Origin of the sequence: Kribbella sp. DT2 (genome assembly GCF_049844575.1) — a bacterium.
Classification (GTDB): Bacteria; Actinomycetota; Actinomycetes; order Propionibacteriales; family Kribbellaceae; genus Kribbella.
The window spans coordinates 17,453-42,884 of record NZ_JBNCLH010000005.1; the positions used below are offsets into that span (position 1 = coordinate 17,453).

21 protein-coding genes are annotated in these 25,432 nt (G+C 69.5%); 7 read left to right on the forward strand and 14 right to left on the reverse strand.

Translation table 11 applies throughout. From position 1 onward, the window contains the following. The first annotated feature begins 44 nt into the window (after positions 1–44). Positions 45–470: a hypothetical protein gene (locus ACLQ2O_RS21475; RefSeq protein ID WP_425834073.1), complete on the forward strand. Its 426-nt coding sequence runs from the start codon at positions 45–47 to the stop codon at positions 468–470. Positions 471–474: 4 nt separating this feature from the next. Here the strand turns inward: ACLQ2O_RS21475 and ACLQ2O_RS21480 are convergent, their stop codons facing one another. The 3 genes from ACLQ2O_RS21480 to ACLQ2O_RS21490 are packed head-to-tail and all read right to left on the reverse strand — an operon-like array spanning position 475 to position 3,450. Then, positions 475–1,317 carry a class I SAM-dependent methyltransferase gene (locus ACLQ2O_RS21480; protein WP_425834075.1) on the reverse strand — a complete coding sequence of 281 codons (843 nt, stop codon included), beginning with the start codon at positions 1,315–1,317 and terminating at the stop codon, positions 475–477. A 43-nt stretch (positions 1,318–1,360) separates the two neighbouring features. After that, on the reverse strand, positions 1,361–2,050 hold the full coding sequence (locus ACLQ2O_RS21485) for a DUF402 domain-containing protein (RefSeq protein WP_425834077.1): 690 nt from the start codon (positions 2,048–2,050) through the stop codon (positions 1,361–1,363). Further along, a complete protein-coding gene (locus ACLQ2O_RS21490) occupies positions 2,047–3,450 on the reverse strand; it encodes a class II fumarate hydratase (protein WP_425834079.1) in 1,404 nt (467 codons plus the stop codon). The genes ACLQ2O_RS21485 and ACLQ2O_RS21490 overlap by 4 nt, the downstream gene beginning before the upstream one ends. Positions 3,451–3,560: 110 nt before the next feature. Here ACLQ2O_RS21490 and ACLQ2O_RS21495 point away from each other — a divergent pair, with 110 nt between their 5' ends. Further along, positions 3,561–3,935 (forward strand): DUF3224 domain-containing protein, encoded by a 375-nt coding sequence (locus tag ACLQ2O_RS21495; RefSeq protein WP_425834081.1) that lies wholly within the window; start codon positions 3,561–3,563, stop codon positions 3,933–3,935. Here ACLQ2O_RS21495 and ACLQ2O_RS21500 read toward each other — a convergent pair. Further along, complete coding sequence (locus ACLQ2O_RS21500) at positions 3,923–4,567, reverse strand: spermidine synthase (RefSeq protein WP_425834083.1); 645 nt, start codon at positions 4,565–4,567, stop codon at positions 3,923–3,925. The genes ACLQ2O_RS21495 and ACLQ2O_RS21500 overlap by 13 nt on opposite strands. A gap of 347 nt (positions 4,568–4,914) precedes the next feature. Between ACLQ2O_RS21500 and ACLQ2O_RS21505 the strand changes: the two genes are divergently transcribed. Next, entirely contained in the window at positions 4,915–5,769 is an 855-nt protein-coding gene (locus ACLQ2O_RS21505; protein ID WP_425834085.1) for a hypothetical protein, read from the forward strand. Between the two features lie 232 nt (positions 5,770–6,001). Here the strand turns inward: ACLQ2O_RS21505 and ACLQ2O_RS21510 are convergent, their stop codons facing one another. From ACLQ2O_RS21510 to ACLQ2O_RS21520, 3 genes are all read right to left on the reverse strand, one after another. Beyond that, on the reverse strand, positions 6,002–6,700 hold the full coding sequence (locus tag ACLQ2O_RS21510) for a hypothetical protein (protein WP_425834087.1): 699 nt from the start codon (positions 6,698–6,700) through the stop codon (positions 6,002–6,004). Positions 6,701–6,862: 162 nt separating this feature from the next. Then, on the reverse strand, positions 6,863–8,197 hold the full coding sequence (locus ACLQ2O_RS21515) for a PhoH family protein (RefSeq protein WP_425834089.1): 1,335 nt from the start codon (positions 8,195–8,197) through the stop codon (positions 6,863–6,865). 1,478 nt (positions 8,198–9,675) lie between these two features. Further along, a complete protein-coding gene (locus ACLQ2O_RS21520; protein ID WP_425834091.1) occupies positions 9,676–10,455 on the reverse strand; it encodes an isoprenyl transferase in 780 nt (259 codons plus the stop codon). 297 nt (positions 10,456–10,752) lie between these two features. Here ACLQ2O_RS21520 and trhA point away from each other — a divergent pair, with 297 nt between their 5' ends. Further along, complete coding sequence (gene trhA, locus ACLQ2O_RS21525; protein WP_425834093.1) at positions 10,753–11,502, forward strand: PAQR family membrane homeostasis protein TrhA; 750 nt, start codon at positions 10,753–10,755, stop codon at positions 11,500–11,502. Here the strand turns inward: trhA and ACLQ2O_RS21530 are convergent. Beyond that, on the reverse strand, positions 11,398–11,973 hold the full coding sequence (locus tag ACLQ2O_RS21530; protein WP_425834095.1) for a MarR family winged helix-turn-helix transcriptional regulator: 576 nt from the start codon (positions 11,971–11,973) through the stop codon (positions 11,398–11,400). The two genes, trhA and ACLQ2O_RS21530, sit on opposite strands and share 105 nt — an antisense overlap. Positions 11,974–12,026: 53 nt before the next feature. Here ACLQ2O_RS21530 and ACLQ2O_RS21535 point away from each other — a divergent pair, with 53 nt between their 5' ends. Continuing rightward, the gene (locus ACLQ2O_RS21535; RefSeq protein WP_425834097.1) at positions 12,027–13,199 is read left to right on the forward strand and encodes a phosphotransferase; all 1,173 of its coding nucleotides are present in this window, start codon (positions 12,027–12,029) and stop codon (positions 13,197–13,199) included. Here the strand turns inward: ACLQ2O_RS21535 and ACLQ2O_RS21540 are convergent. Continuing rightward, positions 13,196–13,591 carry a nitroreductase/quinone reductase family protein gene (locus tag ACLQ2O_RS21540; RefSeq protein WP_425834099.1) on the reverse strand — a complete coding sequence of 132 codons (396 nt, stop codon included), beginning with the start codon at positions 13,589–13,591 and terminating at the stop codon, positions 13,196–13,198. The genes ACLQ2O_RS21535 and ACLQ2O_RS21540 overlap by 4 nt on opposite strands. Before the next feature lie 116 nt (positions 13,592–13,707). On the opposite strand from ACLQ2O_RS21540, the gene ACLQ2O_RS21545 reads away from it, so the two are divergent. Further along, positions 13,708–14,196 carry a hypothetical protein gene (locus tag ACLQ2O_RS21545; protein WP_425834101.1) on the forward strand — a complete coding sequence of 163 codons (489 nt, stop codon included), beginning with the start codon at positions 13,708–13,710 and terminating at the stop codon, positions 14,194–14,196. Here the strand turns inward: ACLQ2O_RS21545 and ACLQ2O_RS21550 are convergent. The 3 genes from ACLQ2O_RS21550 to ACLQ2O_RS21560 form a co-directional block, all read right to left on the reverse strand. Beyond that, positions 14,193–15,617 carry a M28 family peptidase gene (locus ACLQ2O_RS21550; protein ID WP_425834103.1) on the reverse strand — a complete coding sequence of 475 codons (1,425 nt, stop codon included), beginning with the start codon at positions 15,615–15,617 and terminating at the stop codon, positions 14,193–14,195. The genes ACLQ2O_RS21545 and ACLQ2O_RS21550 overlap by 4 nt on opposite strands. A 104-nt stretch (positions 15,618–15,721) precedes the next feature. Further along, positions 15,722–17,800 carry a M4 family metallopeptidase gene (locus tag ACLQ2O_RS21555; protein WP_425834105.1) on the reverse strand — a complete coding sequence of 693 codons (2,079 nt, stop codon included), beginning with the start codon at positions 17,798–17,800 and terminating at the stop codon, positions 15,722–15,724. A 226-nt stretch (positions 17,801–18,026) separates the two neighbouring features. Beyond that, positions 18,027–20,006 (reverse strand): thioredoxin domain-containing protein, encoded by a 1,980-nt coding sequence (locus ACLQ2O_RS21560; RefSeq protein WP_425834107.1) that lies wholly within the window; start codon positions 20,004–20,006, stop codon positions 18,027–18,029. A 311-nt stretch (positions 20,007–20,317) separates the two neighbouring features. Between ACLQ2O_RS21560 and ACLQ2O_RS21565 the strand changes: the two genes are divergently transcribed. After that, on the forward strand, positions 20,318–23,872 hold the full coding sequence (locus ACLQ2O_RS21565; protein ID WP_425834109.1) for a S8 family serine peptidase: 3,555 nt from the start codon (positions 20,318–20,320) through the stop codon (positions 23,870–23,872). 45 nt (positions 23,873–23,917) lie between these two features. Here ACLQ2O_RS21565 and ACLQ2O_RS21570 read toward each other — a convergent pair whose 3' ends face one another. Both ACLQ2O_RS21570 and ACLQ2O_RS21575 read right to left on the reverse strand, forming a co-directional pair. Beyond that, positions 23,918–24,946, reverse strand: a complete 1,029-nt coding sequence (locus tag ACLQ2O_RS21570) for a copper resistance D family protein (protein WP_425834111.1) — start codon at positions 24,944–24,946, stop codon at positions 23,918–23,920. Positions 24,947–25,121: 175 nt separating this feature from the next. Then, positions 25,122–25,427 carry a hypothetical protein gene (locus ACLQ2O_RS21575; protein ID WP_425834113.1) on the reverse strand — a complete coding sequence of 102 codons (306 nt, stop codon included), beginning with the start codon at positions 25,425–25,427 and terminating at the stop codon, positions 25,122–25,124. Positions 25,428–25,432 lie beyond the last annotated feature (5 nt).

Sequence of the window (25,432 nt, forward strand, 5' to 3'; positions counted from 1 at the left end):
GCGGGGCGGGCAAAACCTCCGTGGGGCAAGCGATCGGAGCGTTGATGACCGGCCGGTCGCACCCCACGGCGGTCGTCGACCTCGACGCGCTGGCTCAGTTCGGCGGCGGCCCGCCGGCGCACGAGGAGCTGCGCCGACGCAACCTGGCCGCCGTCTGCGCGAACTACCGCAGCGCCGGCGCCCGGTACGTGGTCGTGTCGGGCATGGTGGAGACCGCCGAGCAGCGCACGGCCTACGGCGACTGCCTGGCGGGCTGCGACGTCCAGGTCGTGCGGCTCGCGACTCCCCCGGGGTTGGTCGAACGTCGAACGGCGGGGACCGTGCGCGGGCCCGCGTGGGAGCTCAGCGCCGCGCTCGCCTCGCACGAGCGGATCGAACGAGCAGGCCTGGAAGACTTTTCCGCCAGCAACGATCGTCCTCTGGCGGAGGTGGCCCAGGAAGTCGTCGGCCGGGCGGGCTGGATCGCCTGAGACTCTATCCGCGAGCGCGAACTAGCGCGTCGGCCCGGCCAGGGCCTCTCCCGTGGCGTAGGACGTAGACCGTGGGCTGCAGCTTGCCGAGGAACTGGAACACCTCCCAGTGCAGGTTGGCCTCCGCGTGGTCGTACACGTCCTGGCCGTGGGTCGCGACGAGGTGGTCGCGGGTGCGGCGGAGGCGGGCGAGTCGGAGGAGTGCGCGGGAGACCGGCTGCGTGCGCTCCTCGGCGTACTCGCGCCACTCGGTGCCGATGACGTCCTTCTCAACCACCTCGAGCCCGGCTTCGCCGAAGGCGGTCTCGAGGTGCTGGGCGTCGAGGTTGGTGAGCACGTTGCCGAGGTGAGCCCCTAGGAGAGCTGCGTCCCGGTCGTCCAGCAGTTCGGTGGCCACCTGCGTGAACACCAGCAGGTGTCCAGTCGGCTTCAGCACCTGGGCAACCCCGGCGAGGGCGCCCGGCAGGTCCGCGACCTGCTCCAGTACGTCGCGGCACCAGACCAGGTCGAACAGTTCGCCCAACGAGGGCGCATCCTCCATACCCGTGCACTGCAAGGTGATCCGGTCACTGAGCTCGGCGGCCTCGACCGCTGCCTGCGCGTGGGCGATGTGCAACGGTACGGGGTCGACGCCGTAGCCCCTCACGTCGTTGTCGCGAACCAGCCGGATGAGATGAGCAGCGTCCCGGCACCCGGCGTCCAGGACCACAGCTCCTGACTCCAGGTACTCAGAAGCCTTCGTCAGCAGCCAGTCCGGTCCCCGAGGGGCGAGGCTGCGGTCCAGTTCGGCGTACAGGTCCCAGGTCGTCGGGCCGTAGACCCGTGCCAGTTGCTCGGCGTGCTCCATGCGGGACAGCTCAGCACGCCGAGCGCGGCGGGACCACCAAATTTCAGCCCAGCAGCTCCTCCGTGATGTGGGCGACCTCGTAGCCGGTCGGGGCCTCGGGGAGGCGCCAGGTCGGCGGGGCGGTCCACTCGTGCCAGTCGTCGGAGAACGGAGTCGTCCAGGCCTTGATGTCCTCCACGGCGGCGTGGGCGTCCCGGGTGATGCGGTCGGCCTCGGCGGGCGTGTAGCGGCCGGCCTGCACGGCGCCCTCCAGCTCGTCCTCGTCCTTCCACTCGATCACACGGTCGGGCGTGATCCACAGGTCGAGCACGTAGTCCGTCGTGGTCGTACGACGACCGGCCGCGTCCCGCTGGTGCCCTGCCTCGAGGTTCACGTACCAGCCGCGGAACGAGCCGTCCTCGTGCCAGAAGTGCCACAGGGACCAGGGCTTGCCGGTCGGCGCGACCTTGAGGATGCCGGTGCCGTGCCAGACGTCGAGCTTCAGCACCCGCGGCTCGGTGAACATGCCCGTCGGTCCGGCGTACCGCAGCTCGCGGCCGTCGGTCAGCACCGGCTTGATCAACGGCGTGCCAGGAGCCAGCCACGCGACCAACCCGTCGGCGTCGTCCTGAACGACTGTCATCGGCCGCACGTTCGGATGCTCCGGATGCAGGCCGGCGCCCTGGTAGACCCACTCGATGGTCGTCCCCGGCTCCCAGTAGGTCTCGGGCTCCGGTACGGCGGCCGCGGTCACGGCTTGCCTGGTCTGGTCATCGACAGCAGGTCGAGGGCGGCGTCGAGCTGCGCCTCGGTGAGGTCGCCGTTCTCGACGTGGCCGTTCTCGATCACGACCTCGCGGATCGTCTTGCCCTGCTTCAGCGCGCTCTTCGCGACGGCGGCGGCGTTCTCGTACCCGATGTAGCGGTTCAGCGGGGTGACGATCGACGGCGACGACTCGGCCAGGGCGCGGGCGTGCTCGACGTGCGCGGTGATGCCGTCGACGCAGCGGTCGGCCAGCAGGCGCGAGGAGTTGGTCAGCAGCTCGATCGACTCCAGCAGGTTGCGGGCGATCACCGGGAGCATCACGTTCAGCTCGAAGTTGCCGCCGGCACCGGCCACGGTGATGGTCGTGTCGTTGCCGATCACCTGGGCGGCGACCATCAGCGTCGCCTCGCAGATCACCGGGTTCACCTTGCCGGGCATGATGCTCGAGCCGGGCTGCAGGTCCGGCAGCGCGATCTCGCCGAGGCCGGCCCGCGGCCCGGAGCCCATCCAGCGCAGGTCGTTGCAGATCTTGGTCAGGCTGACCGCGACCGTCTTCAGCTGGCCGGACAGCTCGACCAGACCGTCCCGCGCGCCCTGGGCCTCGAAGTGGTCGGCCGCCTCGCTGAGCTCCAGCCCGGTGCGCCGGTTCAGCTCGGTGATCACCTTCGCGGCGAAGCCGGGCGGCGTGTTGATCCCGGTCCCGACCGCCGTACCTCCGAGCGGCAGCTCGGTGACGCGGGGCAGGGTCGCCCGGACGCGGTCGGCGCCGCGGCGGATCTGTGCTGCGTACCCGTCGAACTCCTGGCCGAGGGTGACCGGCGTCGCGTCCATCAGGTGGGTGCGTCCGGACTTCACCACCTCGGCGAACTCGGATCCCTTCCTGGACAGGGATGCGGCCAGGTGGTCCAGCGCCGGCAGCAGGTCCTGGACGACGCCCGCCGTCGCGGCGACGTGGATCGCCGACGGGAAGGTGTCGTTGCTCGACTGGCTGGCGTTCACGTGGTCGTTCGGGTGCACGTCGGCCTCGAGCGCGCGGGTCGCCAGCGTCGCGAGCACCTCGTTGACGTTCATGTTCGTCGACGTGCCCGAACCGGTCTGGAAGACGTCGATCGGGAACTCCGCGTCGTACTCCCCCGCGCTCACCCGGTCGGCGGCCGCGACGATCCCCTCGGCCAGCTTCGCGTCCACCACGCCCAGCTCGGCGTTCACCACCGCGGCCGAGGCCTTGATCTGGGCCAGCGCGTGCACGAGCGCCGGCGCCAGCGGCCGGCCGGAGATCGGGAAGTTCTCCACCGCACGCTGGGTCTGCGCCCGCCACAACGCGTCCCGAGGCACCTTGACCTCGCCCATCGTGTCGTGCTCGATCCTGAATTCCGCGTTGTCTCCCATACCTGCAGAGTACGTCGATCCGCGCTGTCGGCCGGAGCTGGTAGAACGTCTGTGGACAACGCCACACCCCTGACCACAGACCACGCGACGACGCGCGCCGAGGAGTACCGATGCCGTTCACCCAGCCGTTCGAGATCACCAAGTGGGACCAGTCCACCTACGACGAGGCCGACGGCGTCGAGCTGGGCCGCGCGACGGTGTCGAAGTCCTTCGCCGACGGCGACCTGGTCGGCACCAGCTCGGCCGAGCTGCTGATGGTCGGTACGCCGGCCGGCCCGGCGGCGTACACGGCGGTCGAGCGCTTCACCGGCTCGCTCGCGGGCCGCGACGGCTCGTTCGTGATCGTGCACGGCGCGACCGCCGACGAGAACGTCTCCCGCGGCAGGATCTTCGCCGCGACCGGCGACCTCACCGGCCTGACCGGCACGGTCGTCTTCGAGCACGACGAGAAGGGCCCGCGCCTGACCGTGGACTACGAGGGGTGAACTGAACCCTGGTAGACGTAGTAGGTCTCGTCCCGTCCCTGCAGCGACACCGGGACGGGCGAGACCACGCAGCTGCCGAAGACGTTGCCGATAGCCCCTTCCAGGGCGGCCGACGCGGACGACGACCAGACCGTCAGCACCCCACCGGGGCGCAGGCGGGAGCGGCACACGCCGAGGAACCCGTCGGTGTAGATCGCCGCGTTCGCGTCGTACACGAGGAAGTCCGGGCCGTTGTCGACGTCCAGCAGGATCGCGTCGTACGCGCCGGAGCCGGCGACCACGTCGCGGACGTCGCCGACGGCGACCTCCACCCGCGGATCGTCCAGCACCGAGGGCACCAGCCCGGCGCGCATCCACTCGACCAGCGCCGGCTCGATCTCGGCCACGACGATCTCCCGCACCGCGGCCGAAGCCAGCAACGCGCGCACCGTGTACCCGAGCCCCAACCCACCGACGAGAACACGCGACGGCTTACCTGACAAGGCAACCTCGGCGAGCAGCTCCTCGCTGGAGGTCTCCTGGTCGTCCATCACGAACACGCCGTTGACCCGCAGCTCCAGCGCGCCGTCACCCGCCCGCCGCCGCAGCACCAACTCCCCCCGCTCACTGACCGCGCGTGCCACCTCGTTCACCGCCACATCCTCCCCCAACCCCACACCTTCGAAGGAATCCCCCCGAAGACTCCTCCACCCCTCCGAAGCGCCCGCTAGCGTCCGAAGAATGCCTATGCGTCCGAAGAACCCGAGGCTATAGCGCACGGTCCTTCGGACGCATAGACGTTCTTCGGACGCTAGGAGGGGAATCGGGCGATGGAGGGTCCTTCGGACGTATGCGGAATCTTCGGACGCAGTTGTCCACAGGGGGCGGGAAAGGGGGCTGGCAGCGGACAGGGCGCGGGCAGATTGTCGGTATGACGGGAAACGAGAGGGCGAACCGGCGGCGGAATGCACGGAGAAGGGCGGCGATGCAGGGAGGAGTGTTGTCGCGACGACAGCTGCTCAGGCTGGGATGGACACGCTGGCAGATCAAGGGCGAGCTGCGGGCGATGCGCTGGGCGGCGTACGGACGGCAGACTGTCGCGGTTCACACCGGTGCGCTGAGTGAGCACGGGTCGTGGTGGTCGGCCGTGTTCGAGGTGGGTGCAGGGGCGGCGCTGGACGGCTCGACGGCGTTGCGGGTGGTCGGATTGCGCGGCTTCACCGATGATCTGCACGTGTCGACACCGAAGTCGGCCCGGCCGCGGCGTCCTCGTGGAGTCGTCGTCCACGAGACCAGAAGGCGCAGGCCCGGCGACCTGGCGAAGGCTGAGCTGCCGACGGTTCGACCTTCGGTGGCCGCCGTACGCGCCGCATTGTGGGCCAGATCGGACGAGCAGTCGGCGCTGCTCTTGGCGCTGTGCGTCCAGCAGCGGATTGTCTCCACCGACGAACTGCTCACAGAGTTCACGACCGTACGCCGGCATCCGCGCCGCCGGTTCCTCCGACTCGTGCTGGCCGACCTGTCGAACGGCGCCCACTCGACCGGCGAACTGGAGTTCGCCCGGCTCTGCCGCGAGGCCGGTCTGCCCGAGCCCGATCGGCAGAGTCGGCGCCAGGGACCGGACGGGATGTTCTACCTGGATACCGAGTGGTCGCAGTACGGCGTGGTCGTCGAGATCGACGGAATCCACCATCAGTCGGCGGATCAGGTCCTGGCCGACGCCTCACGCCAGAACGAGATCACCTTGCAGAATTCCAGGGTCCTGCGGATCCCCGTCCTCGGCCTCCGCCTGTCACCCGATACCTACCTCGACCAGGTCCGCCGCCTTCTCCACGCCGCAGGCTGGACAGGTTGAAGCGTCCGAAGAAAGTTGATGCGTCCGAAGAACCCGAGGCTATAGCGCACAGTACTTCGGACGCATGCGGAAGCTTCGGACGCTAGGGGGAGCTTCGGACGCTAGAGGGGGCTTCGGGCGCCGGCGACTCTTCGGACGCATGCGGAATGTTCGGGCCCTGAAGAGGCACGCCGGAAATCCTTCGGACGCAACACCTCGGCGCGCCGGGATGCGCGGCGGCGAGGATCCGCGATCAGTACCAGTTCTTCGCCCTCGAGTGGGCCCAGGCCTCGCACGGCGAGCCGTAGGCGTCCTCGATGTAGTCCAGGCCCCACTTGATCTGGGTGACCGGGTTGGTGCGCCAGTCGGAGCCGTACTCGGCCATGCGCTTACCGGGCAGGGCCTGTGGGATGCCGTACGCCGTCGACGTCGGGTTGTCCGCGCTGACCTTCCAGCGGGACTCCTTGGTCCACAGCTTGTCCAGGCAGGAGAACTGGCTCTCCTTCCAGCCGTGGTTGTCCAGCAGGTTGAGCGCGATCTCCTTCGGCGTGCCCTCGAGCTCCTTGCGGGCGGCGTCGCGGGTGGCGCGCTCCTTGCGGGAGTCGTTGTTGGTCCGCTGCAGCGCCTCGTACCGGGCCAGGGCGGCGTTCTTGGCCTTGCGGCGCAGCGCGGCCTGGTCCTGCATGGTCTTGCGGGCGGTCTCCACGGCCTCGATCTGGTTGCGCAGCCGGATCACCTCCGCGGCCTGTTCCTCGGCCGTCTGCGGCTTGGCCGGCGGCTTCGTGGCCTGCCGGCCCTTCTCACTGTTCAGTACGGCGAGCTCGGCGCGCCCGGAGACCGGGTCGGAGGCCGCACTGGTCTTGGGGGAGCTGAAGAGATCGATACTCGCGACGACCGAGACGACGGCGATCCCAGTGACCGCGAGGACCGCGACGGAACGCTTCGCTTTCATCTGTCCTTCCGAGATACCCGACCCCCGTCGGCTGCAACAGGAACATACTCTGACCTAAACAGACGGTGATCACAAGCACGTCACAAGGCAACGGTGCGGCCACGTGGCGTGTGGCCGCACCGGGTACCGCAGAAGTTTTAAACTGGCTTTACAGAGCTGTCCCTACAGCTGCACGTCCTCGAGCATCTCGGTCACCAGCGCGGCGATCGGCGACCGCTCCGACCGGGTCAGCGTGACGTGGGCGAACAGCGGGTGCCCCTTCAGCTTCTCGACCACCGCGACGACGCCGTCGTGCCGCCCGACCCGCAGGTTGTCGCGCTGCGCGACGTCGTGGGTGAGCACCACGCGGGAGTTCGCGCCGATCCGGGACAGCACCGTGAGCAGCACGTTGCGCTCCAGCGACTGCGCCTCGTCGACGATCACGAACGCGTCGTGCAGCGAGCGGCCGCGGATGTGGGTCAGCGGCATCACCTCGAGCATGCCGCGGTCCATCACCTCGTCGATCACGTCCGGGCTGGTCAGCGCGCCCAGCGTGTCGTAGACGGCCTGCGCCCACGGCTGCATCTTCTCCGACTCCGAACCGGGCAGGTAGCCCAGCTCCTGGCCGCCGACCGCGAACAGCGGGCGGAAGACGACCACCTTCTTGTGCTGCCGCCGTTCCATCACCGCCTCCAGCCCGGCGCACAGTGCCAGCGCCGACTTGCCGGTGCCGGCCCGGCCACCGAGCGAGACGATGCCGACGTCGGGGTCGAGCAGGAGATCCAGCGCGACCCGCTGCTCGGCGGACCGGCCGCGGATGCCGAACGCTTCCCGGTCGCCGCGGACCAGCCGGACCCGCTTGTCGGGCATCACCCGGCCGAGCGCGCTGCCGCGGTCCGACAGCATGACCAGACCGGTGTGGGTCGGGAACTCGGCGGCCTGCGGCAGTTCCAGTACGCCGTCCTCGTACAGCGAGTCGACGTCGGCGGTCTCGACCTCGAGCTCGCTCATCCCGGTCCAGCCGGACTCCAGGGCGAGCTCCGCGCGGTACTCCTCCGCGACCAGGCCGCAGGCCGAGGCCTTGACCCGCATCGGCAGGTCCTTCGAGACCAGCGTGACGTCGCGGCCCTCGGCCTTGAAGTTGCAGGCCACCGCGAGGATGCGGCTGTCGTTGTCGCCGAGCCGGAAACCGGCCGGCAGGCTCGCGGGGTCGGTGTGGTTCAGCTCGACCCTGAGGGTTCCACCCTTCTCCCCCACTGGCAGGGGTGCGTCCAGACGTCCGTGCTTGATCCTGAACTCGTCCAGCATGCGCAGCGCGGTGCGGGCGAAGTAGCCGAGCTCGGGGTGATGCCGTTTGCCCTCCAGTTCGGTGACAACGACGACCGGAACGATCACCTCGTGCTCGTCGAACCGCTCCATCGCGTGCGGGTCACTGAGAAGTACTGAGGTGTCCAGCACGTAGGTGCGCTGGGCCGGTACGGATGAGGTGCTTGACGCCTTGGCGTGGGTGGCAGCCATGTCGCACGTCCTCTCGGGCCGCAGCGTGCACCACGCCCGGCCCACCAGTGGTTAGGTAGTGGACCGGGATCGGGCCCGGAGGTCCGGTGCGGACCCCCTCCGGTACGCCGTGACGTGACCGGGGATCAGCAAGACCGAGACCGTAGGTCCCGGGCACTCCGTTCTGCCTCTCATGAAGCAACCGGCTGGCGAACGATTCTCATCTGATCGGGCCTCCCGCGACAGCCGGCTTCCCCTCCGACTGTCACCACCGAGAGTAGGACGGTCCGAGAAACCCCGCAGCCCGACACGCCCGGCCACGGGGTTAACGGCTTGTTACACGTTGCCGCCGCCGAGTTCACCCGTGCGAGGGAGGCCGATCGCCCGTTGGAGGGATCCGTTCACGCAGCGTGCGAGCGAGCCTTGAACCATGCGGAAGAACTGGCCGATCTGGACCGGATGCGCGACTGCCGTGTGGTCCTTCGCGTACGGCGTACTGGGGGTGTTCTGGGCAACAGGTGGCGACGGGTACCCGTTCGCGAAGGTCGAGGACGACCGGGCCACGGCGTCCCTGCTGGAAGGCGCTCCGGTGGACGTGGTGGCGCCGGTGATGGCGGCGCTCGGGTTCACCGGCGCGGCGGTCGCGGTCCTGATGACCGTACGACGGCCGCGCGGGTGGTTGCCGCAGGCATTCGGCGCCGTGCTGGCGGTCGGGCTCGCCCTGGCGATCCCGGACTACACGCCGCTGGCGATCCTTGCCCTGTCCCCCGCGATCCTGGTGTTCGCCTTCACCGGGATCCCCGGCGCGCAGGGCGGGCTCGAGGACATCCTGTACTGGCACCGGGTGAACGTGCTGCTGATCTTCGTCGGCGGCCTGCTGTGGGCCGCTACGGCGATCGCGTACCACCGCCGGGCCCGGGAGGCCTGCGTGTCCTGCGGACGCCGGCACGGGGCTCCTGCGGCCTGGACGACGCCGGAAGCGGCGCTGCGGTGGGGGCGGCGGGCGGTGTGGGTCGCAGTGCTGTCGAACGTGCCGTACGAGTTCACCCGGGTCGCCTGGTACTTCGGGTGGCCGCTGGGGATCTCCGACGGGTTCCGCCAGGAGATGGCCGACACCCCGGGGATGCTGGAGATCGGGCTGGCGATGGCTCTGCTGGGAGTCGGCGGCAGCGTGCTCACGCACGGGCTGGTGCAGCGGTGGGGCGAGGTGTACCCGCGCTGGATCTGGTGGCGGGCCGGGCGGTGGGTGCCGCCGTCGCGGGCGATCGTCCCGGCCGCGATCGTCGCGGTCGTGCTGGTCCCGGCCGGGCTGATGAACCTACGGCTGATCGACGACAACCCCGGGTCGGCCTGGGGGCTGGTGATGCCCGGGGTGCTGTGGGTCGTCTGGGGTACGGCGCTGGGCGTCGCGGCGTACGCGTACTACTTGCGTCGCCGGGGAGCCTGCAACCGGTGCGGACAGGGAGAGCCCAGCCGGGACTTGCTGCTGGAGAGCGGCGTCAGACGCCGAAGCGGCGCTCTCGCTGGGCGTACGACCGGATGGCGCGCAGGAAGTCGACGTGGCGGAAGTCGGGCCACAGGGCCTCGCAGAAGTAGAACTCCGACAGCGCGCTCTGCCAGAGCAGGAAGCCGCCGAGACGTTGCTCGCCCGAGGTCCGGATGACGAGGTCCGGGTCCGGCTGGCCCTTCGTGTACAGGTGCTCGGCGATGTGCTCGACGTCGACGCGCTCGGCCAGCTCCTCGATCGAGATGCCCTTGGCGGCCTCCTCCAGCAGCAGCGAGCGGACCGCGTCGGCGAGCTCGCGGCGGCCGCCGTACCCGACGGCGACGTTCACCAGCAGGCCGTCGACGTGCTGGGTCGCGGTCTCCGCGCTCTTCAGCACCTCGGCGGTCGCGGACGGCAGCAGGTCCAGCGCACCGACCGGGTGGATCCGCCGGCCACCGACCGCGGCCATCTCCTCGACGGTCTGCTCGATGATCCGCAGCAGCGGCTCCAGCTCGTCGGCCGGCCGGGTCAGGTTGTCGGTGGACAGCATCCAGACCGTGACGACCTTGACGCCGACCTCGTCGCACCAGCCCAGGAACTCCGAGATCTTGCTCGCGCCCGCCTCGTGCCCGCGGGACACCGGGTCACCCGAGGCCCGGGCCCAGCGCCGGTTGCCGTCGATGATGACGCCGATGTGGCGCGGCATTCGATCCGGCGACAAGGAGCGCGCCAGCCGGCGCTCGTACAGTCCGTACACGGCGTTGCGCAGGCGCTGCTTGCCGGGTGTCCGCATGGGCAGGTGTTCTCCTCGAGTCCTCGACCGGGCCGTCTGCGGGATCGGAGGTGGTGCAGGCGTGCCCCAACGAGGCTAGCCCAGATCGGCGGGGTCGCGGAGGCCTTGACGAACATCGAACTTATCGACTCTCGATCGCATCAGACACTTCAGGGAGTGTCGCGGAACACTCCGGCCGACTGCCCCGGACGCGGTGAGGTGGCCTACATTTCATCCTTACGGACCCTTGAACCTACGCAACCGTAGGTTACGGTTGCGTAGGTACGATTTCCGACCGCGTTCCGAGGAGGATGGCGTATGACGGCCAAGTCCGTGACCGGCGACACCACCCCCACCGAACCGCCGGCCAAGCCTGGCACCGAAGGCACCGAGCAGGGCACCGAGCACGACGCCGGCCACCGCATCGGTCAGGCCCTGAAGCCGAAGCTGCGCGGCTGGCTGCACGCCGGCACCTTCCCGCTCGCGACGGCCGCCGGCATCGTGCTGATCTGCCTGGCCCCGAGCGCGAGCGCCCGCTGGGCCGCCGCCGTCTACACGCTGGGCTCGATGCTGCTGTTCGGCATCTCGGCGCTGTACCACCGGTTCTACTGGGGCCCGACCGGCGAGGCGGTCCTGCGCCGGCTCGACCACAGCAACATCTTCCTGCTGATCGCCGGCACCTACACCCCGCTGGGCATGGTGCTGCTGAGCGGCAGCGACCGGATCCTGCTGCTCAGCACGGCCTGGGGCGGCGCGCTGCTCGGCATCCTGTTCCGGATCTTCTGGGTCGGCGCCCCGCGCTGGCTCTACACGCCGATCTACCTGGCGCTCGGCTGGGTCGCGATCTTCTGGATGAACGACTTCTACCACCTCGGTGGCGCCTCGGTGGTCACGCTGCTGGCGATCGGCGGCGGGCTCTACTCGATCGGCGCGGTCGTCTACGGCACCAAGCGGCCGAACCCGTCACCCCTGTGGTTCGGCTTCCACGAGATCTTCCACGCGTGCACCGTGGCGGCCTTCATCTGCCACTACATCGCCGTCAGCATCGCCACCTACCGGGCCGGCTGACCGCTCCCCCGAGGCCGCACCGCTCTCCGGGGCCGCACCGATCTCGATCAGCACCTGCCGGAAGTCGGCGTACCGGTCGTCGCCCAGCCGCTCGGCCCATTCCTGCTCCACCCGGTCGATCGCGGCCCGGGCGAACGCCGTCGCTTCGTCACCCTTGCCCGTACGCCGGACCAGCCGCACCCGCCGATCCGTCTCCAGCCGGGCCGACTCGGCGTACCCCCGCACCTGCAGGTAGTCGACGTGCTGGCCTAGTCCCTGCTTGGTCATCCCCGCGTGCGCGGCCAAGTCGGTGATCCGCGCGCCGTCGGGCGGGATCAGGTCGAGCAGCCGGTAGTGCGACACCCGCAACCCCGGGAAAGGCTGCCCCGCGCCCTCCAGGATCTGCTCGCGCATCCGGGCCATCACCCGGCCGAGCAGGTTGGCGACGTGCGGCGGGGTGTTCAGCCCGGAAAGGCCGTTGACGGAAGTCATAAAGCCACTTTACTATCCGAATGGTAAAGCTGCTTTGCTTTCGGGGGGATCCGATGACCATGACCGCACTCGAACCACTCGGCCGCGACGCGCTCGACGACGTCCGACTCACCGACCTCGTCCGGGCCGTCACCGGCGACCCGGCCGCAGTACCGCTCAGCACTCACGTCGAACCGTTCCCCTACCCGATCGGTACGCCGAGCACCGCCGCTCTGCTCCGCGTCCTCGGCACGGCCCGCCTCTCCGACGGCTCCACCACGGACTGGTGCAGCTTCGTCAAGCAGCTCCAGTCGCCCCGGCACTGGGGACTGATCCACCTCATCCCGGACGCGTTCCGCGAGGACTTCATCCAGAACCTGCCCTGGCGGCTCGAGATCGCCGTGCACCACAGCGACATCGCGACCGTGCTGCCCGACGGGCTGCGCCTGCCCACGGCGTACCGGATCGACGAGTACGACGACGACCGGGCGACGCTCTGGATGGAGTACGTCGTCCAGGAGCCAGGCATCTGGGGCCTGGACCGGTTCGCCCGGGCGGCCTACCTGCTGGGCCGGCTGTCCGCCCGCCGCCAGCCACACCTGGTCCAGCCCTTCCTGCCGCGGCCCGGCGTCGACCAGCCGGGCATCGGCCTGCGGTACTACGTCCAGGGCCGGGTCATGACGACCGCGCTCCCCGCACTGGCCGACACGGCGACCTGGCGGCACCCGCTGCTCGCGGCGGCCGTCTGCAACCTCGGCGACCACGGTCTGCGCGACGACCTGCTCGAGCTGGGCGAGCAGTTGCCCGGCGTACTGGATGCGCTGGATGCCTTGCCGCAGTGTTACCAGCACGGGGACGCGAGCCCGCAGAACCTGCTGGTCCCGTTGGGCCGTCCGGACGAGTTCGTGGTGATCGACTGGGGGTTCGACTGCCCGCAGGCGGTCGGCTTCGACCTGGGCCAGCTCCTGGTGGGGCTTGCTCACGCCGGTGAGCTGTCGCCCACCGCACTGCCAGCCGTGCACCAGGTGATCCTCGAGGCGTTCACGGAGGGGTTGGCCGCCGAGGGGATGCAGGTGTCGCGGGAGCAGGTCAGGTACGGGTACTTGGGGTCGCTGCTGGCCCGGGGGACGTTCACCGCGCTCCCCCTGGAGAACCTGGGTGCATCCCCGACCGACGACGACCTGAGGCTGTTCGAGGACCGGGTGCAGCTGACCAGAGTCCTGGTCGACCTGGCCAAGCAGCCCTAGGGAGTCAGCACGAAGACCCGGATGTCCCGACCACTTCGTACGACGTACGTGTCGTACGCCGGCCACACCTTCGTCACCAGCGGCCAGACACGGTCGCGCTCGTCCCCCTCGGCCAGCAGCGTCTGAACCGGTACGTCGCGGCCGCCGGGCAACGCCACGACGGCGTCAGCGCAGGCGATCAGGTTGGCGGACCAGGCCGGATGGTGCTGCTGGCCCCAGTTGGACGCGGTCACCACGAACGAGTCGCCGTCGTGCGCGTAGATCAGCGGCACGGTCCGCGGCTCACCGGACTTACGGCCGGTGGTGGTCAGCAACAGGGTCGGCAGCGCGCTCTTGCCGAGGATGTTGACCCGCCCGCCGGTCCGTCGTTGCAGCCAGCGATCGAAGGGCATGACCGCGCGACCGACAGTGGCGAACCAGGGCCGGTGCCCTAACAGCCGGATGACATTCGTGTACCAGCCCATGCACGAAGTCTGCCGGTTGGGAGGAAGTGGGTATGCATGTGGGTGTGAGGAACCTTCGTCTTGCCGCCGCTAGTGCTACTGCCGCCGCCGGTCTGCTGTTGGCCGGCTGCGGGGACGACTCCACCACCTCGGGGAGCAGCCCGAGTCCGAGCACACCACCTTCCAGCAGTACGCCGGGTGATGCGCTCCCGATCACCGTCACGAGGACCGGCGGATTCGCGGGCTTCGACGACAAGGTCGTGATCGGCACCGACGGCGTCACCACGGTGACCCGGCGCGGCAAGCCGGCGGTCAAGTGCAAGCTGGACGCCGCCTTCCTCACCTCGCTCACCGACGCGGTGCAGCAGGTCGACTGGGCCGCGATCGGCTCGACCAAGCCCTCGATCCGGCACCCCGACGACATGATCATCGCGGTCTCGGCCGGCGGCGGGCTCGCCCGGCTCGAGGACCCGCGCCTCGAGCCGATGGCGACTCCGGTCAGCGCACTCCTGACCGAAGCCGCCGCACCGGGCAAGCTCTGCAAACCGGTCTAGCTGGTCCCGAGTACCACGTCGTCGATCACGAACGAGGTCTGCAGCGACGAGTCCTCCTGACCGACGAACTTCACGGTGACCGTCCTGCCCTTGTACGCCGTCACGTCGTACGTCTTCTGCACGTACGCCGTCGACTTGTTCACGTTCGACAAGGTCGCCAGCGTTGACGTCGTCGCGCCGTCGACCACCTGGACCTTCACCGTGTCGTACACCGTGGACCCCGTGGTCTCCGCGGTGTCGATCCGGACCCAGAACGACAGGCTCGCCGCGCCGGCCGAGGCCGGGATCGCGACCGACTGGCCGACGTTCTCGGTGCTCGACCGCCCGTTGCCCTGCAGCCAGGCCTTGTAGCTACCACCGTGCGCCGGCTTCGAGCTGGAGTTGGTGATCACGCCGGTGGTCCCGGTCCAGTTCGTCGCGCCGGACTCGAAGCCCGGGTTGCGCAGCAGGTTGCCACCGGTCGGTGGGGTCGTGGTGCCGTAGTCCTTCTGCGCGTAGTTCCAGACCATGTGGCCGATCGCGTCGCTCTGCCGGTCCAGCGAGGTCAGGTTCAGGTTGCTGATCGTGTCGCAGGACCGGTGGTAGCAGGGGTCGTACGCCTGCCCGGCCGTGCCACCCCACTTCGTCGCCTGCGCCGCGGTTTTGATGCCCTCGGCCCCTGAGAACGTCCCGGCGGTGGGGATTCCGAGCGACCGGAAGGCCGCGTGGTCGGACCGGCCCTGCACGTCGATGTACTCGGTCTGCACCGACTTGCTGGTGAAGTACGCCGTCAGGTCGTCGCGCGCGCCGTTGCCGGCCGGGTTGTCGTTGTAGACGAAGTACCCCGGGTTCGGCGAACCGGTCATGTCGAAGTTCAGGTACAGCTCGACCTTGTCCCGCTCGGCCGCGGGCAGGTTGTTGACGTGGTACTTCGAGCCGAGCAGGCCGAGCTCCTCGGCTCCCCAGAAGCCGAAGCGCAAGCGGTTACGAGGCGTCTGGCCGCTGGCGGCGTACGCGAGCGCGGTCTCCAGGACGCCGGAACTTCCGGTGCCGTTGTCGTTGATGCCCGGCCCGACGCTGACGCTGTCGAGGTGTGAGCCGGTCATCACGACGTGGTTCGCGTCGCCGTGCGGCCACTCGGCGATCACGTTGTACGACGTACCGGCCGACGTCGAGAAGGACTGCAGCGTGGTGGTGTAGCCGGCCGCGTCGAGCTTGGACTTCACCCAGTCGGCCGACGCGCGGTAGCCGGGGCGGCCGGTGTAACGGTTGCCACCGTTGCTGGTGGCAATCGACTGGAGCTGGTCGAGATGGGCCTTGACGTTGGTGACGGAGATGTCGGGTGACTCGGCAACGACCGCCGCGTCGGCGGGGGCGTTCGGCACCAGGGCGGTGGAGACGAGCGCGGCACCGAGTACGCCGTACAGAAGGGGTTTGGACATTGGTGAACTCCCTTGCCTCACAAAGACTGTGTCCAACAAAGAAGCCGGGGCGCACACTCTCGGGCGGGAGGGTGTGCGCCCCGGACGGGACCTTCAGGCCGAGATCAGCCGGCGATCAGCGACACGTCGTCGATCACGAAGCTCGTCTGCAGCGACGAGTCCTCCTGGCCGACGAACTTCACCGTGACCGTCTTGCCCTTGTACTGCGCCACGTTGAAGGTCTTCTGCACGTACGCCGTCGACTTGTTCAGGTTCGACAGCGTGCCGACCGTGGTGGTGGTCGACCCGTCGACCACCTGGACCTTCACGGTGTCGTAGACCGTCGAACCGGTCGTCTCCGCGGTGTCGATCCGGACCCAGAACGCCAGGCTGGCCGCGGTCGCCGACGCCGGGATGGCGACGGACTGGCCGATGTTCTCGGTGCTGGAACGGCCGTTGCCCTGCAGCCACGCCTTGTAGCTGCCGCCGTGGGCCGGCTTCGACGCGCTGTTGGTGATCACGCCGGTGGTGCCGGTCCAGTTGGTCGCGCCGGACTCGAAGCCCGGGTTCTTGACCAGGTTGTCACCGGTCGGCGGCTCCGGGTCGGTGCCACCGCCACAGGCGGCGGCGCCGGCCGGGACGGAGATGCCCGAGAACGCGGCCTCGATGCCCTTGCACTGCGCGGAGTCCGCGCCGTACAGCTCCTTGGCCGAGTTGATCGCGCCTTCGCGGGCGTCCTTGTAGGTGCTGCCCGAGGTGAGCTTGGTGCTCAGCGTCCGGTACCAGACCTTGGCGGCGACGTCGCGGGTGACCCCGGCGATGGTGGCGCCATTGCAGGCGGTGCTGGCGTGGGTGACGCCACCGATGACCTTGCTGCCGGTGCCCTCGGAGGCCAGGTAGAACCAGTGGTTCAGCGGGCCGGAGGAGTAGTGCGGGTCGAGCCCGCCGGTGCTGGTGGTCCAGCAGTCCTTGCTGGCACCGTCCTTGGACGGCTTGTCCATGTAGCGCAGCGGCGTGCCGTTGCCGTTGATGTTGATCTTCTCGCCGATCAGGTAGTCACCCGGGTCGGACGAGTTGTTGGCCGAGAACTCGACCGCGGTGCCGAAGATGTCCGAGGTGGACTCGTTCAGGCCGCCCGCGTCGCCGAAGTAGTTCAGGTTCGCGGTCGCCTCGGTGACGCCGTGGCTCATCTCGTGGCCGGCCACGTCGATGGCGGTCAGCGGCTTGGCGTTGCCCTGGCCGTCGCCGTACGTCATCTGGGTGCCGTCCCAGAACGCGTTGACGTAGGAGTTGCCGTAGTGCACGCGGGACCGCGCACCCTGACCGTTGTTGAAGATGCCGTTGCGACCGTGGACGTTCTTGTAGTAGTCCCAGGTCAGCTGGGCGCCGAAGTGCGCGTCGACGCCGGCGGTCTGCCGGTTCGAGGTGGCGCCGTTGCCCCAGGTGTCGTCGGGGTCCGTGAAGGTGGTGCCGTTGCCGGAGGTCGCGCCGTTCAGGTCGGTGGTGTAGTTGCCACCGCGGCTCGGGTCCGTCATCGAGAAGCTGCCCGACGTACCGATGCTCACCGTGCCGGAGTACATCGAGTTGCCGGTCCCGGTCTTGATCTCGTCGTCCTGGGCGAGGACGGCGCCGGACTTGGCATCGATGTAGCTGTGCAGGACCGACGGGGTCTGGTCGGCCTTGGTACCGGTGGTGACGACCTCGTAGGCCAGGACCGGCGTGCCGGTGGCCGCGAAGACGATCAGCGAACCCTTGTTGCTGGTCGCCTTGAACTCGGCCGACTTCGCCGCCGTACCGAGCGCCGAGGCCTGGGACAAGGCCGGCTTGGTCGAGCTCACGGCGACGCTCTTGGCGCCGCGGTTGTAGGTCACGCCACCGATCGCCTCGCCCTTGCGCTTGACGATCAGGTCACCGCCGACGACCTTCAGGCCGTTGTAGGTGCGGTCGTAGTGCACGAACTCGGTGCCGTCCGGGTCCGCCGCGACGCCGCGGGCGACGAGCTGCTCGCCTCCGCCGAGTCCGAGGGCGGCGGCCGTCTGCGCGGTCAGCGCGTTCTCGGCCTTGATGGCGGCCGGCTCGTTGAAGCCGGATGCCGGGAGCGGGGCCGTACGGTTGGCGGCTCCGGCGGGCGTGCCGGTGATGGTCGCAGCCAGACCCGCTGCTGCGACGATGGCCACCGCCCCTGCTGATGTCAGTCGTTTCAAGACAACATCTCCTCACGGTGTGGTCGCTGTTTGGGCGCAGCGACCAATTCAATTGGGGACGCCGGAGGTAATTGACCCATGAGTGCCACTGCCTCAGTTGTGACACTATGTGTCAGGACATGCGCATCCTGTTACATCCGACTGAGGGAGGACTCTGCGCCTCGGTGAGGCAAGAGTCAAGGGAATCTCGCGAAACGACAGGGAAAACCCGCGTTGACCGGCGTTGTCAGCGGCCGCCGGTCAACTCCGCGCGAAGGTCTTCCGGCAACACCACCGGAAGCTTGCAGGTGAACTTCTGACACACGTACGCCGCGGCGCGCCCGTCGACCAGTCCCCGCCCGGCGAGCAGCGGCACGTCGGAGCCGGGCTCACCCCGTACGACGGCCGTGCCCCACGGCGCGTGCTGCACAGCAACCCTCGTCAACTCTTTGTCAGCACCAACAATCGCGATCTCAAGTGGTCCGGCCTGCCGCGCTTCAGCAACCGCGAGCGCCCGGCCGGCGAAGCGCGGCGCGCGGGCGGCGAGAGCCGCCGACGCCGCGAGCGCCAGGTCGGCCGCCTCCTCGTACCGAGCCTCCCCCGTCACCGACGCCAACGTGGTGAGAGCCTCGGCTGCCAGCGACACTCCGGACGGGCTCGCGTTGTCGGTCGCGTCCTGCGGCCGCCACGCCAGCTTCTCGGCGTCGCCCGCCGTGTCGAAGAAGGCGCCATCAGCAACGAACTGCTCCAGAACCCTGTCCAGCAACGCCTTTGCCACCGTCAACCAAGAGTCGTCTGAGGTTGCCGCCAGCAACGTCAAGCAGGCCTGCGCGTACGCCGCATAGTCCTCCAGCACCCCGTGCGCCGACCCCACGACACCGTCCCGCGAGGTCCGGTGCAACCGCCCCGACGAGTCCAGGTGCACGTCCCGGATCAGCGTCGCCGCCCGCACTGCCGCGTCGACGTACTCGGGCCTGTCGAGCACGATCCCGGCCCTGGTCAGGGCGGTGATCGCGAGACCGTTCCACGCGGCAACGACCTTGTCGTCGCGCCCCGGGTACGTGCGCCGGCCGCGGGCTACCAGCAACAGTCGTTTGACCCGCTCCCAGCGTTCCGCGGAGTCCGGGTCCCGCCGCAACTGCAGCACCGACGTACCTTGCTCGAACGTCCCCGTCACGTCGCACAGCTCGATCACCCAAGCGGCGTCGTCCCCGAGCACGTCCCGCAGCTCATCCGGCGCCCAGACGTAGTACCGGCCTTCCTCACCCTCGGTGTCCGCGTCGAGCGCCGAGGCGAACCCGCCCTCCGGCGTCAACAGCTCCGCGAGCAGGAAGTCGGCCGTCTCGGTCGCGACGCGTTGCGCCAGCGGCGACCCGGTGACGGCCCACCAGTGCGTGTAGACGTCGAGCAGCAGCGCGTTGTCGTACAGCATCTTCTCGAAGTGCGGCACGATCCACTGCGCGTCCACGCTGTACCGCGCGAACCCGCCGGCGAGCTGGTCGTACATCCCGCCCCGCGCCATCCGCTCGCAGCTCGCCTCGACCATCGCGAGCGCGTCCACGGAACCAGTACGCCGGTGGTGCCGCAGCAGGAAGTCCAGCACCATCGACGGCGGGAACTTCGGCGCCTGCCCGAACCCCGCGTCCACCGGGTCGAAGTCCACCTTCAGTACGGCGGCCGCCCGCTCCAGCACCGCCGCGTCGATCGCTCCCCCGGCGACCTGCTGCCGCGCGCCGAGCTGCTCGACCACGGACTGCCCGATCCCCGCGATCTGCTCCCGCTTGGTCCGCCAGGCGTCGATCAACGACTCCAGCACCTGCCGGAAACTGGCCATCCCGTGCCGCGCGTCCGCCGGAAAGTACGTCCCGCAGAAGAACGGCTCCCCCGCCGGCGTCAGGAACACCGACATCGGCCACCCGCCCCGCCCGGTCATCGCCACGGTCGCTTCCATGTAGATCGCGTCGACGTCCGGCCGCTCCTCACGATCCACCTTCACGTTCACGAAGTGCTCGTTCAGGTACGCCGCCGTCGCCGCGTCCTCGAACGACTCGTGCGCCATCACGTGACACCAGTGACATGCCGAGTACCCGACCGACAAGAACACCGGCACGTCCCGCTCCCGCGCCTCCGCGAACGCGGCTTCCCCCCACTGCTTCCACGCCACCGGATTCCCCGCGTGCTGCCGAAGGTAGGGCGACGTCGAGGACCCGAGCTCGTTGGCGGTCATGCCTCCACCGTAGGCGGTGCGCGCACGGCACCCGTGACCAGTCTGGCCAAACCACCCCTGCTTGCTGACCAAAAAGGGCAATCCGTTTACACGTCTCCACCCGGCTGATCGGATGCGGTCACCCCTGATCCCCGGAGGACCACGTGCGTCGTTCTTCTGCTCGCCGGCAGCTCGTGCCGCTCGCAGCACTACTCCTTGTCGCCGGCTTGGCCGGTCCTCCTACTGCCGGTGCCGCGCCTCCACCGCCCACCGCGGACGTTGCTGGTGATCGGTCTGAACCGCTCGAGGTCACGTTGATCACCGGAGACAAGGTGACTGTCGCCCAAGGGACGGGACGGTCGGTGTCGGTGCAGGCTGTCGCGCGGGCGCCGCGGGCGACCGGGGCCGTGCGGGTCAGCGTCGAGGCGGGTGACACGTTCGTGCTGCCCGACGAGGCCATGCCATACGTCGCGACAGGGCGGCTCGACAAGCAGTTGTTCAATCTGAGCGAGTTGGTTGCCCAGGGCTACGACAACGCTCGTACGCCGGAGCTGCCGCTGATCGTCACGGGAGCGTCGGACGGACTGCGGTCGAAGCAGACGCTGTTGCCTGGGGCAACTGTCGCGCGGGAGCTGCCGTCGGTCGGCGGGTCGGCCGTTCGGGCTGGCCGGTCGGGGGTTTCGACGCTCTGGTCGGCTCTGACCAGCGGCAGCGCGACCAGGGCGAAGCAGGCTCCCGGCGCTGCGCCGGCGTTTGCCGCTGGGGTGGACAAGGTCTGGCTGGACGGCAAGGCGAAGGCGCTGCTTGCGGACAGTACGGCGCAGATCGGTGCGCCGGCTGCTTGGGAGGCGGGTGCGACGGGCGCCGGCGTACGGGTTGCTGTTCTGGACTCCGGTGTGGACACCACCCACCCGGACCTGGCTCCGCGCATCGTCGCGACCCAGAGCTTCGTGGCCGGTGAGGACGTGGTCGACCGGAACGGCCATGGGACGCACACCGCGTCCACCGTCGCGGGGACCGGCGCGGCCTCGGACGGGAAGGAGAAGGGCGTCGCACCCGGCGCTGACCTGGTGGTCGGCAAGGTGCTCGGCGACAGCGGGTCCGGACCGATCTCGGGGATCATCGCCGGGATGGAGTGGGCCGCGCGGACCGAGCACGCCAAGGTGATCAACATGAGCCTCGGTACAGCGGCCTGGCACACCCAGGACGATCCGCTGAGCCAGGCGGTCAACCAACTGAGCGCCGAGACCGGTGCGCTGTTCGTCATCGCCGCGGGCAACTCCGGCAACACCCCGTACGCCGTGAGCGCGCCCGGCACCGCCGACTCCGCCCTGACCGTCGGAGCGGTGGACTCTTCCGACCAGCTCGCCGGCTTCTCCAGCGTCGGGCCGCGGATGTTCGACGACGGCCTCAAGCCCGACCTGACCGCGCCCGGCGTGGACATCCTGGCCGCGCGCTCCCAGCAGATGAACGACGGCGGTGAGGGCTACTACCGATCGGACAGTGGTACGTCGATGGCCGCGCCCCACGTGGCCGGGGCCGCTGTGCTGCTGGCCCAGCAGCATCCCGAGTGGACCGGGCAGCAGCTCAAGGACGCGCTGATGAGCACGACCGCGCTGACGCCCAGCTACACGCCGTACGAGGCAGGCAGCGGGCGCCTGGACGTCGCCGCCGCGTACCTCCGCAACCAGATCGTCGCGACCGGATCGGTGGACGCCGGGCTCGTCGCCCCGGGATCGATCCCCGTCAAGCGGCAGCTCACCTACCGCAACACGACGGACCGTCCCATCACCCTGCAGCTGTCGACCTCGCCCGCCGGGGTGTTCACCACGGCGGCCGGTCAGGTCACCGTGCCGGCGCGCGGAAGCTCGTCGGTCGGCCTCGTCGCCACTCCGAAGGGCCTGCAGCCAGGCCAGTACGCCGCCCAGGTCGTCGCGCGTTCCGCGACCGGTTCGGTGCATACCGCCGTCGGCCTGGCCGTCGAGCCGAAGAAGCACGACCTGACCGTCCAGCTGAAGGACCGCACCGGGAAGCCTGTCAGCGGCGAGGTCGAGGTCACGGGCGCGGACGGCAGGACCACCGTGCTTTGGGTCCCGAACGGCAAGTACACCAGCCGCTGGGCGCCCGGCTCCTACACCGTCGTCGCGACTCTCGACGTACCGGGAAGCCACGGCCCGCACTCGCTCGGGCTCGCGGTGCTGACGGCGCCCGAGGTGAACCTGACGACCGACCGGACCGTCGTGCTCGACGCGTCGCGGACCCGCGAGGTCAAGGTGGCGACCCCCAACCCGACCACCGTCCGCACCAGCCGGGTCGATCTCTTCCGCTCCTTCACCTCGGCGCCGTCGCCCAACGACGCACAGGCTCTGCACGCGATCCTGATGCCGCCGCCCGCCTACGACAGCCTGTGGGCGCTCCCGACGAAGACCAAGGTGCAGAAGGGCAGCTTCGTCTTCACCACCCGGTTCCGGGCCGAGCAAACGCCGCTGAAGATCTCGTACGCCGGCCGCAGCCTCGACGACTCGCTCCTGGTCCAGCCGGGATCTCCTGCCTTCCGAAGCGGCACCACGCGCGTTGGTACAGTCTTCGCCGGGACCGGCAAACCTGTTGAGTACAAGGGCTTGTCCGCACGTGGCAAGGCCGTCGTCGTACGGAGCAGTATCGACGTCGCCACCACCGAGCAGGCCGCGGCGGCCCATGCCGCGGGCGCGGCGATGCTCCTGGTGGTGAACGACACCGACGGCCGCAAGAGCGACTGGTCCGGGAACCCGGACGGCCTGAACACCGGACCGATTCCCACCGCCTCGCTCACGCTCGACGACGGCGAGGCGCTGATCACTCGGCTCGAGCACGGACAGACCGAGCTCGCCGTCGAGGCCCATCCGGTGCCGGCGTACCTGTACGACCTGGCCGACTACCACCAGGGCAGGATTCCGGACGACCCGTCCGCGGCGACCGGTCCCGGGAGCCTCGCGCGGATCGAGAACGACTTCGCGGCGCCCAACGGTCAGGTGGTCCGGGAGAGCCGCGAGGACAGTCCGGCGTACGAGCACTGGCCTGCTGCCTATCCGTACGCCGGGTACGGGATGACCCGCGTCCCGCCGTTCCCGCGCAAGCCCGCGGTCGGGCACCGGACGGACTGGGTGTCGGCCGGCGTCAACTGGCAGCAGTACGGGTCGATCGACGGCTGGTCGACCTTCACCGACATCGTGAGCTACCAGCCGCGCAGCGTGCGGAACGAACGGTGGTTCGGGCCGATCGTGCGGCCACGGATCCTCGGTTTCGAGGTTCCGCACCGGGTGGGGAACGCGATGGGCGGGATGATCGCCGGGTTCGGTGACGGCGGGTCGGCGCACAGTGGTGACTCGTTGATGGGGCGGAGCTTCGCGCTCTTCCAGGGAGATCAGCAGCTGGCGCAGAACGGGCCGCGGCCGGAGTTCGGCGTCGGTGGTCTGTCGCCGGAGAAGCTGCCGTACCGGTTGGTGGTCGACACGGTCGGGAACACCGACCTGACGCCGTACTCGAGCGGCACGCACACCGAATGGACGTTCACGTCGGGCGAGGCCGAGGACCAGGCACTGCCGCTGGCTCAGCTCGACTACACGGCAGAGGTGGATGCCGCCGGCCGGGCCAAGCGGAACTCGGTGTTCACGATCAGGCCTTCGGTGCTCGGCGGTGGGGATCCGGTCAGGTCTGTCGCGCTCGAGATCTCGTACGACGACGGAGCGTCCTGGCAGCGGCAGAACCTCCAGGAAAACAAGGGCACCTGGAAGACGCAGCTCCGGGCGCCGGGTCGCGCGGAGCAGGTGTCGATCCGGGTCACCGCCAAGCAGCGCAACGGCGACGGGATCACGCAGACCGTCAACCAGGCCTTCGGTCTGCGCTGATCTGCCGGGGCGGTCGGTGCTGTTGGGCACCGGCCGCTCTGACCGTCAGGTCGTTTGGGACAGTGCGACCGACAGACCCAGGGCCACCGACATGATGAGGAGTTCCGCCGCCACCAGCTGCCAGAAGCGGGGGCCCGGTTCGATCAGGTTGGAGACGACCTGGCGGCGGTGGATCCAGCCGCCGATGATCAGCAGGACGAAGACCGCGGTCTTGGCGATCATCAGCCCGCCGTACGGCGCGGTGGTGGCGGCGTCGAGGACCTGGTCGAAACCGCCGGCCTGGGCGGCGAGACGGCCGGCGCCGCTGAGCAGGCCGCTGAGCAGCACGATGATCGACGAGATCAGCGCGACCTGGCTGAAGCGTTCGAGCACGAACGGGAGACCGTCGCGGCTGGCCCGCCCGTAGCGGACGAGCCCGGCCAGGCCGCCGACCCAGCTGGTGGCGGCGACCACGTGCAGGACGAGCGCAGCACCAGCCAGTACGACGTACGCCTCGTTGCGCGGATAGGCGGTCAGCGCCGGCGGGATCAGCGCGGCGACCGCGACCAGGACTCCCAGGCCGGCGGCGTACGAGGTCTGGACCCGGCGGATGCCGACCGCGAGGGCGACGACCAGGATGCCGGTGATCAGCAGCGCCTTGACCTCGGGAACACCGAGCGCGTCGTCGATCCGGTAGCGGAGCAGGCGAACCGGGGTGTTGAGCAGGATCGCGGCGCTGACCACGGCGCCGGCGAAGGACGCGACCGCCCAGATGACGGCGGCGTTTCCGGCGTCGCGGACGGCGCGACGGCCCTGTGTGCCGAGCGGGCCACCGTCCGTGCGCAGCAGCACGACCGCGGCGAGCAGAGCGCCGGCACAGCCGACCGTCGCGAGCGTGGAGATCAGGCGGAAGAACGGCAGCAGCCAGTCGACGAACCGCCCAGGGCCGCCGATCCCGAGCACGTCGTCGGTGGGTTCACTACCGGCGGCGAAAACCCCCACCACCAAGGCGATCGAGGCCACAATCAAGGCGGCCAGGCCCCCCGCGACCAGACGTCCGGGCATCCGGTGCCGGGCGGCGCGGGTCGCGGTCACCGACCGGTCCCACCGTGGGTGCAGTTGAACACGCGCTCACTATAGGGTGAGCTACCTCACGATCGCCGCCAGCGACACCATCTCGTGACCGGGGTGGTGCAAACGGTTGCCGACACGTGACTTTCCGCAACCTGCCCGGTCAAGCCGTTGCCCTCGGCACCCGTTGGGCAGAACGCTAGCGCTGGTCGGTCGGCTGCGTCCGATCAGTCGGACCGGCAGCGTCGGCCGGGTCCGGTGAGCTGTCGTCCTTCGGCGGGGCGCCGGACGCTGCTGGGGCGTCCGCAGCGTCGTCGTTCGGCGCGCCGTCGGTGGGATCGAAGTCGATTCGCTTCAGCTGCTTGCTCATGTTCTTCATCAGCAGTGCCACAGCGGCAGCGAGCGCCAGGATGATCAGCAGCGCGACCCAACCGGGCTTCACCGTGTTCGGGTCGATCTCGCCCGCCGGGGGTGCGGTCGTCAGAAGAAGGGTCGTCGCGGTCACCAGGC

What these genes read in the sequence shown, in the direction of transcription:
- ACLQ2O_RS21475 (WP_425834073.1), top strand. Translation starts at nt 45, where the DNA reads ATGACCGGCCGGTCGCACCCCACGGCGGTCGTCGACCTCGACGCGCTG.
- ACLQ2O_RS21480 (WP_425834075.1), bottom strand. Translation starts at nt 1,317, where the DNA reads ATGGAGCACGCCGAGCAACTGGCACGGGTCTACGGCCCGACGACCTGG.
- ACLQ2O_RS21490 (WP_425834079.1), bottom strand. Translation starts at nt 3,450, where the DNA reads ATGGGAGACAACGCGGAATTCAGGATCGAGCACGACACGATGGGCGAG.
- ACLQ2O_RS21495 (WP_425834081.1), top strand. Translation starts at nt 3,561, where the DNA reads ATGCCGTTCACCCAGCCGTTCGAGATCACCAAGTGGGACCAGTCCACC.
- ACLQ2O_RS21510 (WP_425834087.1), bottom strand. Translation starts at nt 6,700, where the DNA reads ATGAAAGCGAAGCGTTCCGTCGCGGTCCTCGCGGTCACTGGGATCGCC.
- ACLQ2O_RS21515 (WP_425834089.1), bottom strand. Translation starts at nt 8,197, where the DNA reads ATGGCTGCCACCCACGCCAAGGCGTCAAGCACCTCATCCGTACCGGCC.
- ACLQ2O_RS21520 (WP_425834091.1), bottom strand. Translation starts at nt 10,455, where the DNA reads ATGCGGACACCCGGCAAGCAGCGCCTGCGCAACGCCGTGTACGGACTG.
- trhA (WP_425834093.1), top strand. Translation starts at nt 10,753, where the DNA reads ATGACGGCCAAGTCCGTGACCGGCGACACCACCCCCACCGAACCGCCG.
- ACLQ2O_RS21530 (WP_425834095.1), bottom strand. Translation starts at nt 11,973, where the DNA reads ATGACTTCCGTCAACGGCCTTTCCGGGCTGAACACCCCGCCGCACGTC.
- ACLQ2O_RS21535 (WP_425834097.1), top strand. Translation starts at nt 12,027, where the DNA reads ATGACCATGACCGCACTCGAACCACTCGGCCGCGACGCGCTCGACGAC.
- ACLQ2O_RS21540 (WP_425834099.1), bottom strand. Translation starts at nt 13,591, where the DNA reads ATGCCCTTCGATCGCTGGCTGCAACGACGGACCGGCGGGCGGGTCAAC.
- ACLQ2O_RS21550 (WP_425834103.1), bottom strand. Translation starts at nt 15,617, where the DNA reads ATGTCCAAACCCCTTCTGTACGGCGTACTCGGTGCCGCGCTCGTCTCC.
- ACLQ2O_RS21560 (WP_425834107.1), bottom strand. Translation starts at nt 20,006, where the DNA reads ATGACCGCCAACGAGCTCGGGTCCTCGACGTCGCCCTACCTTCGGCAG.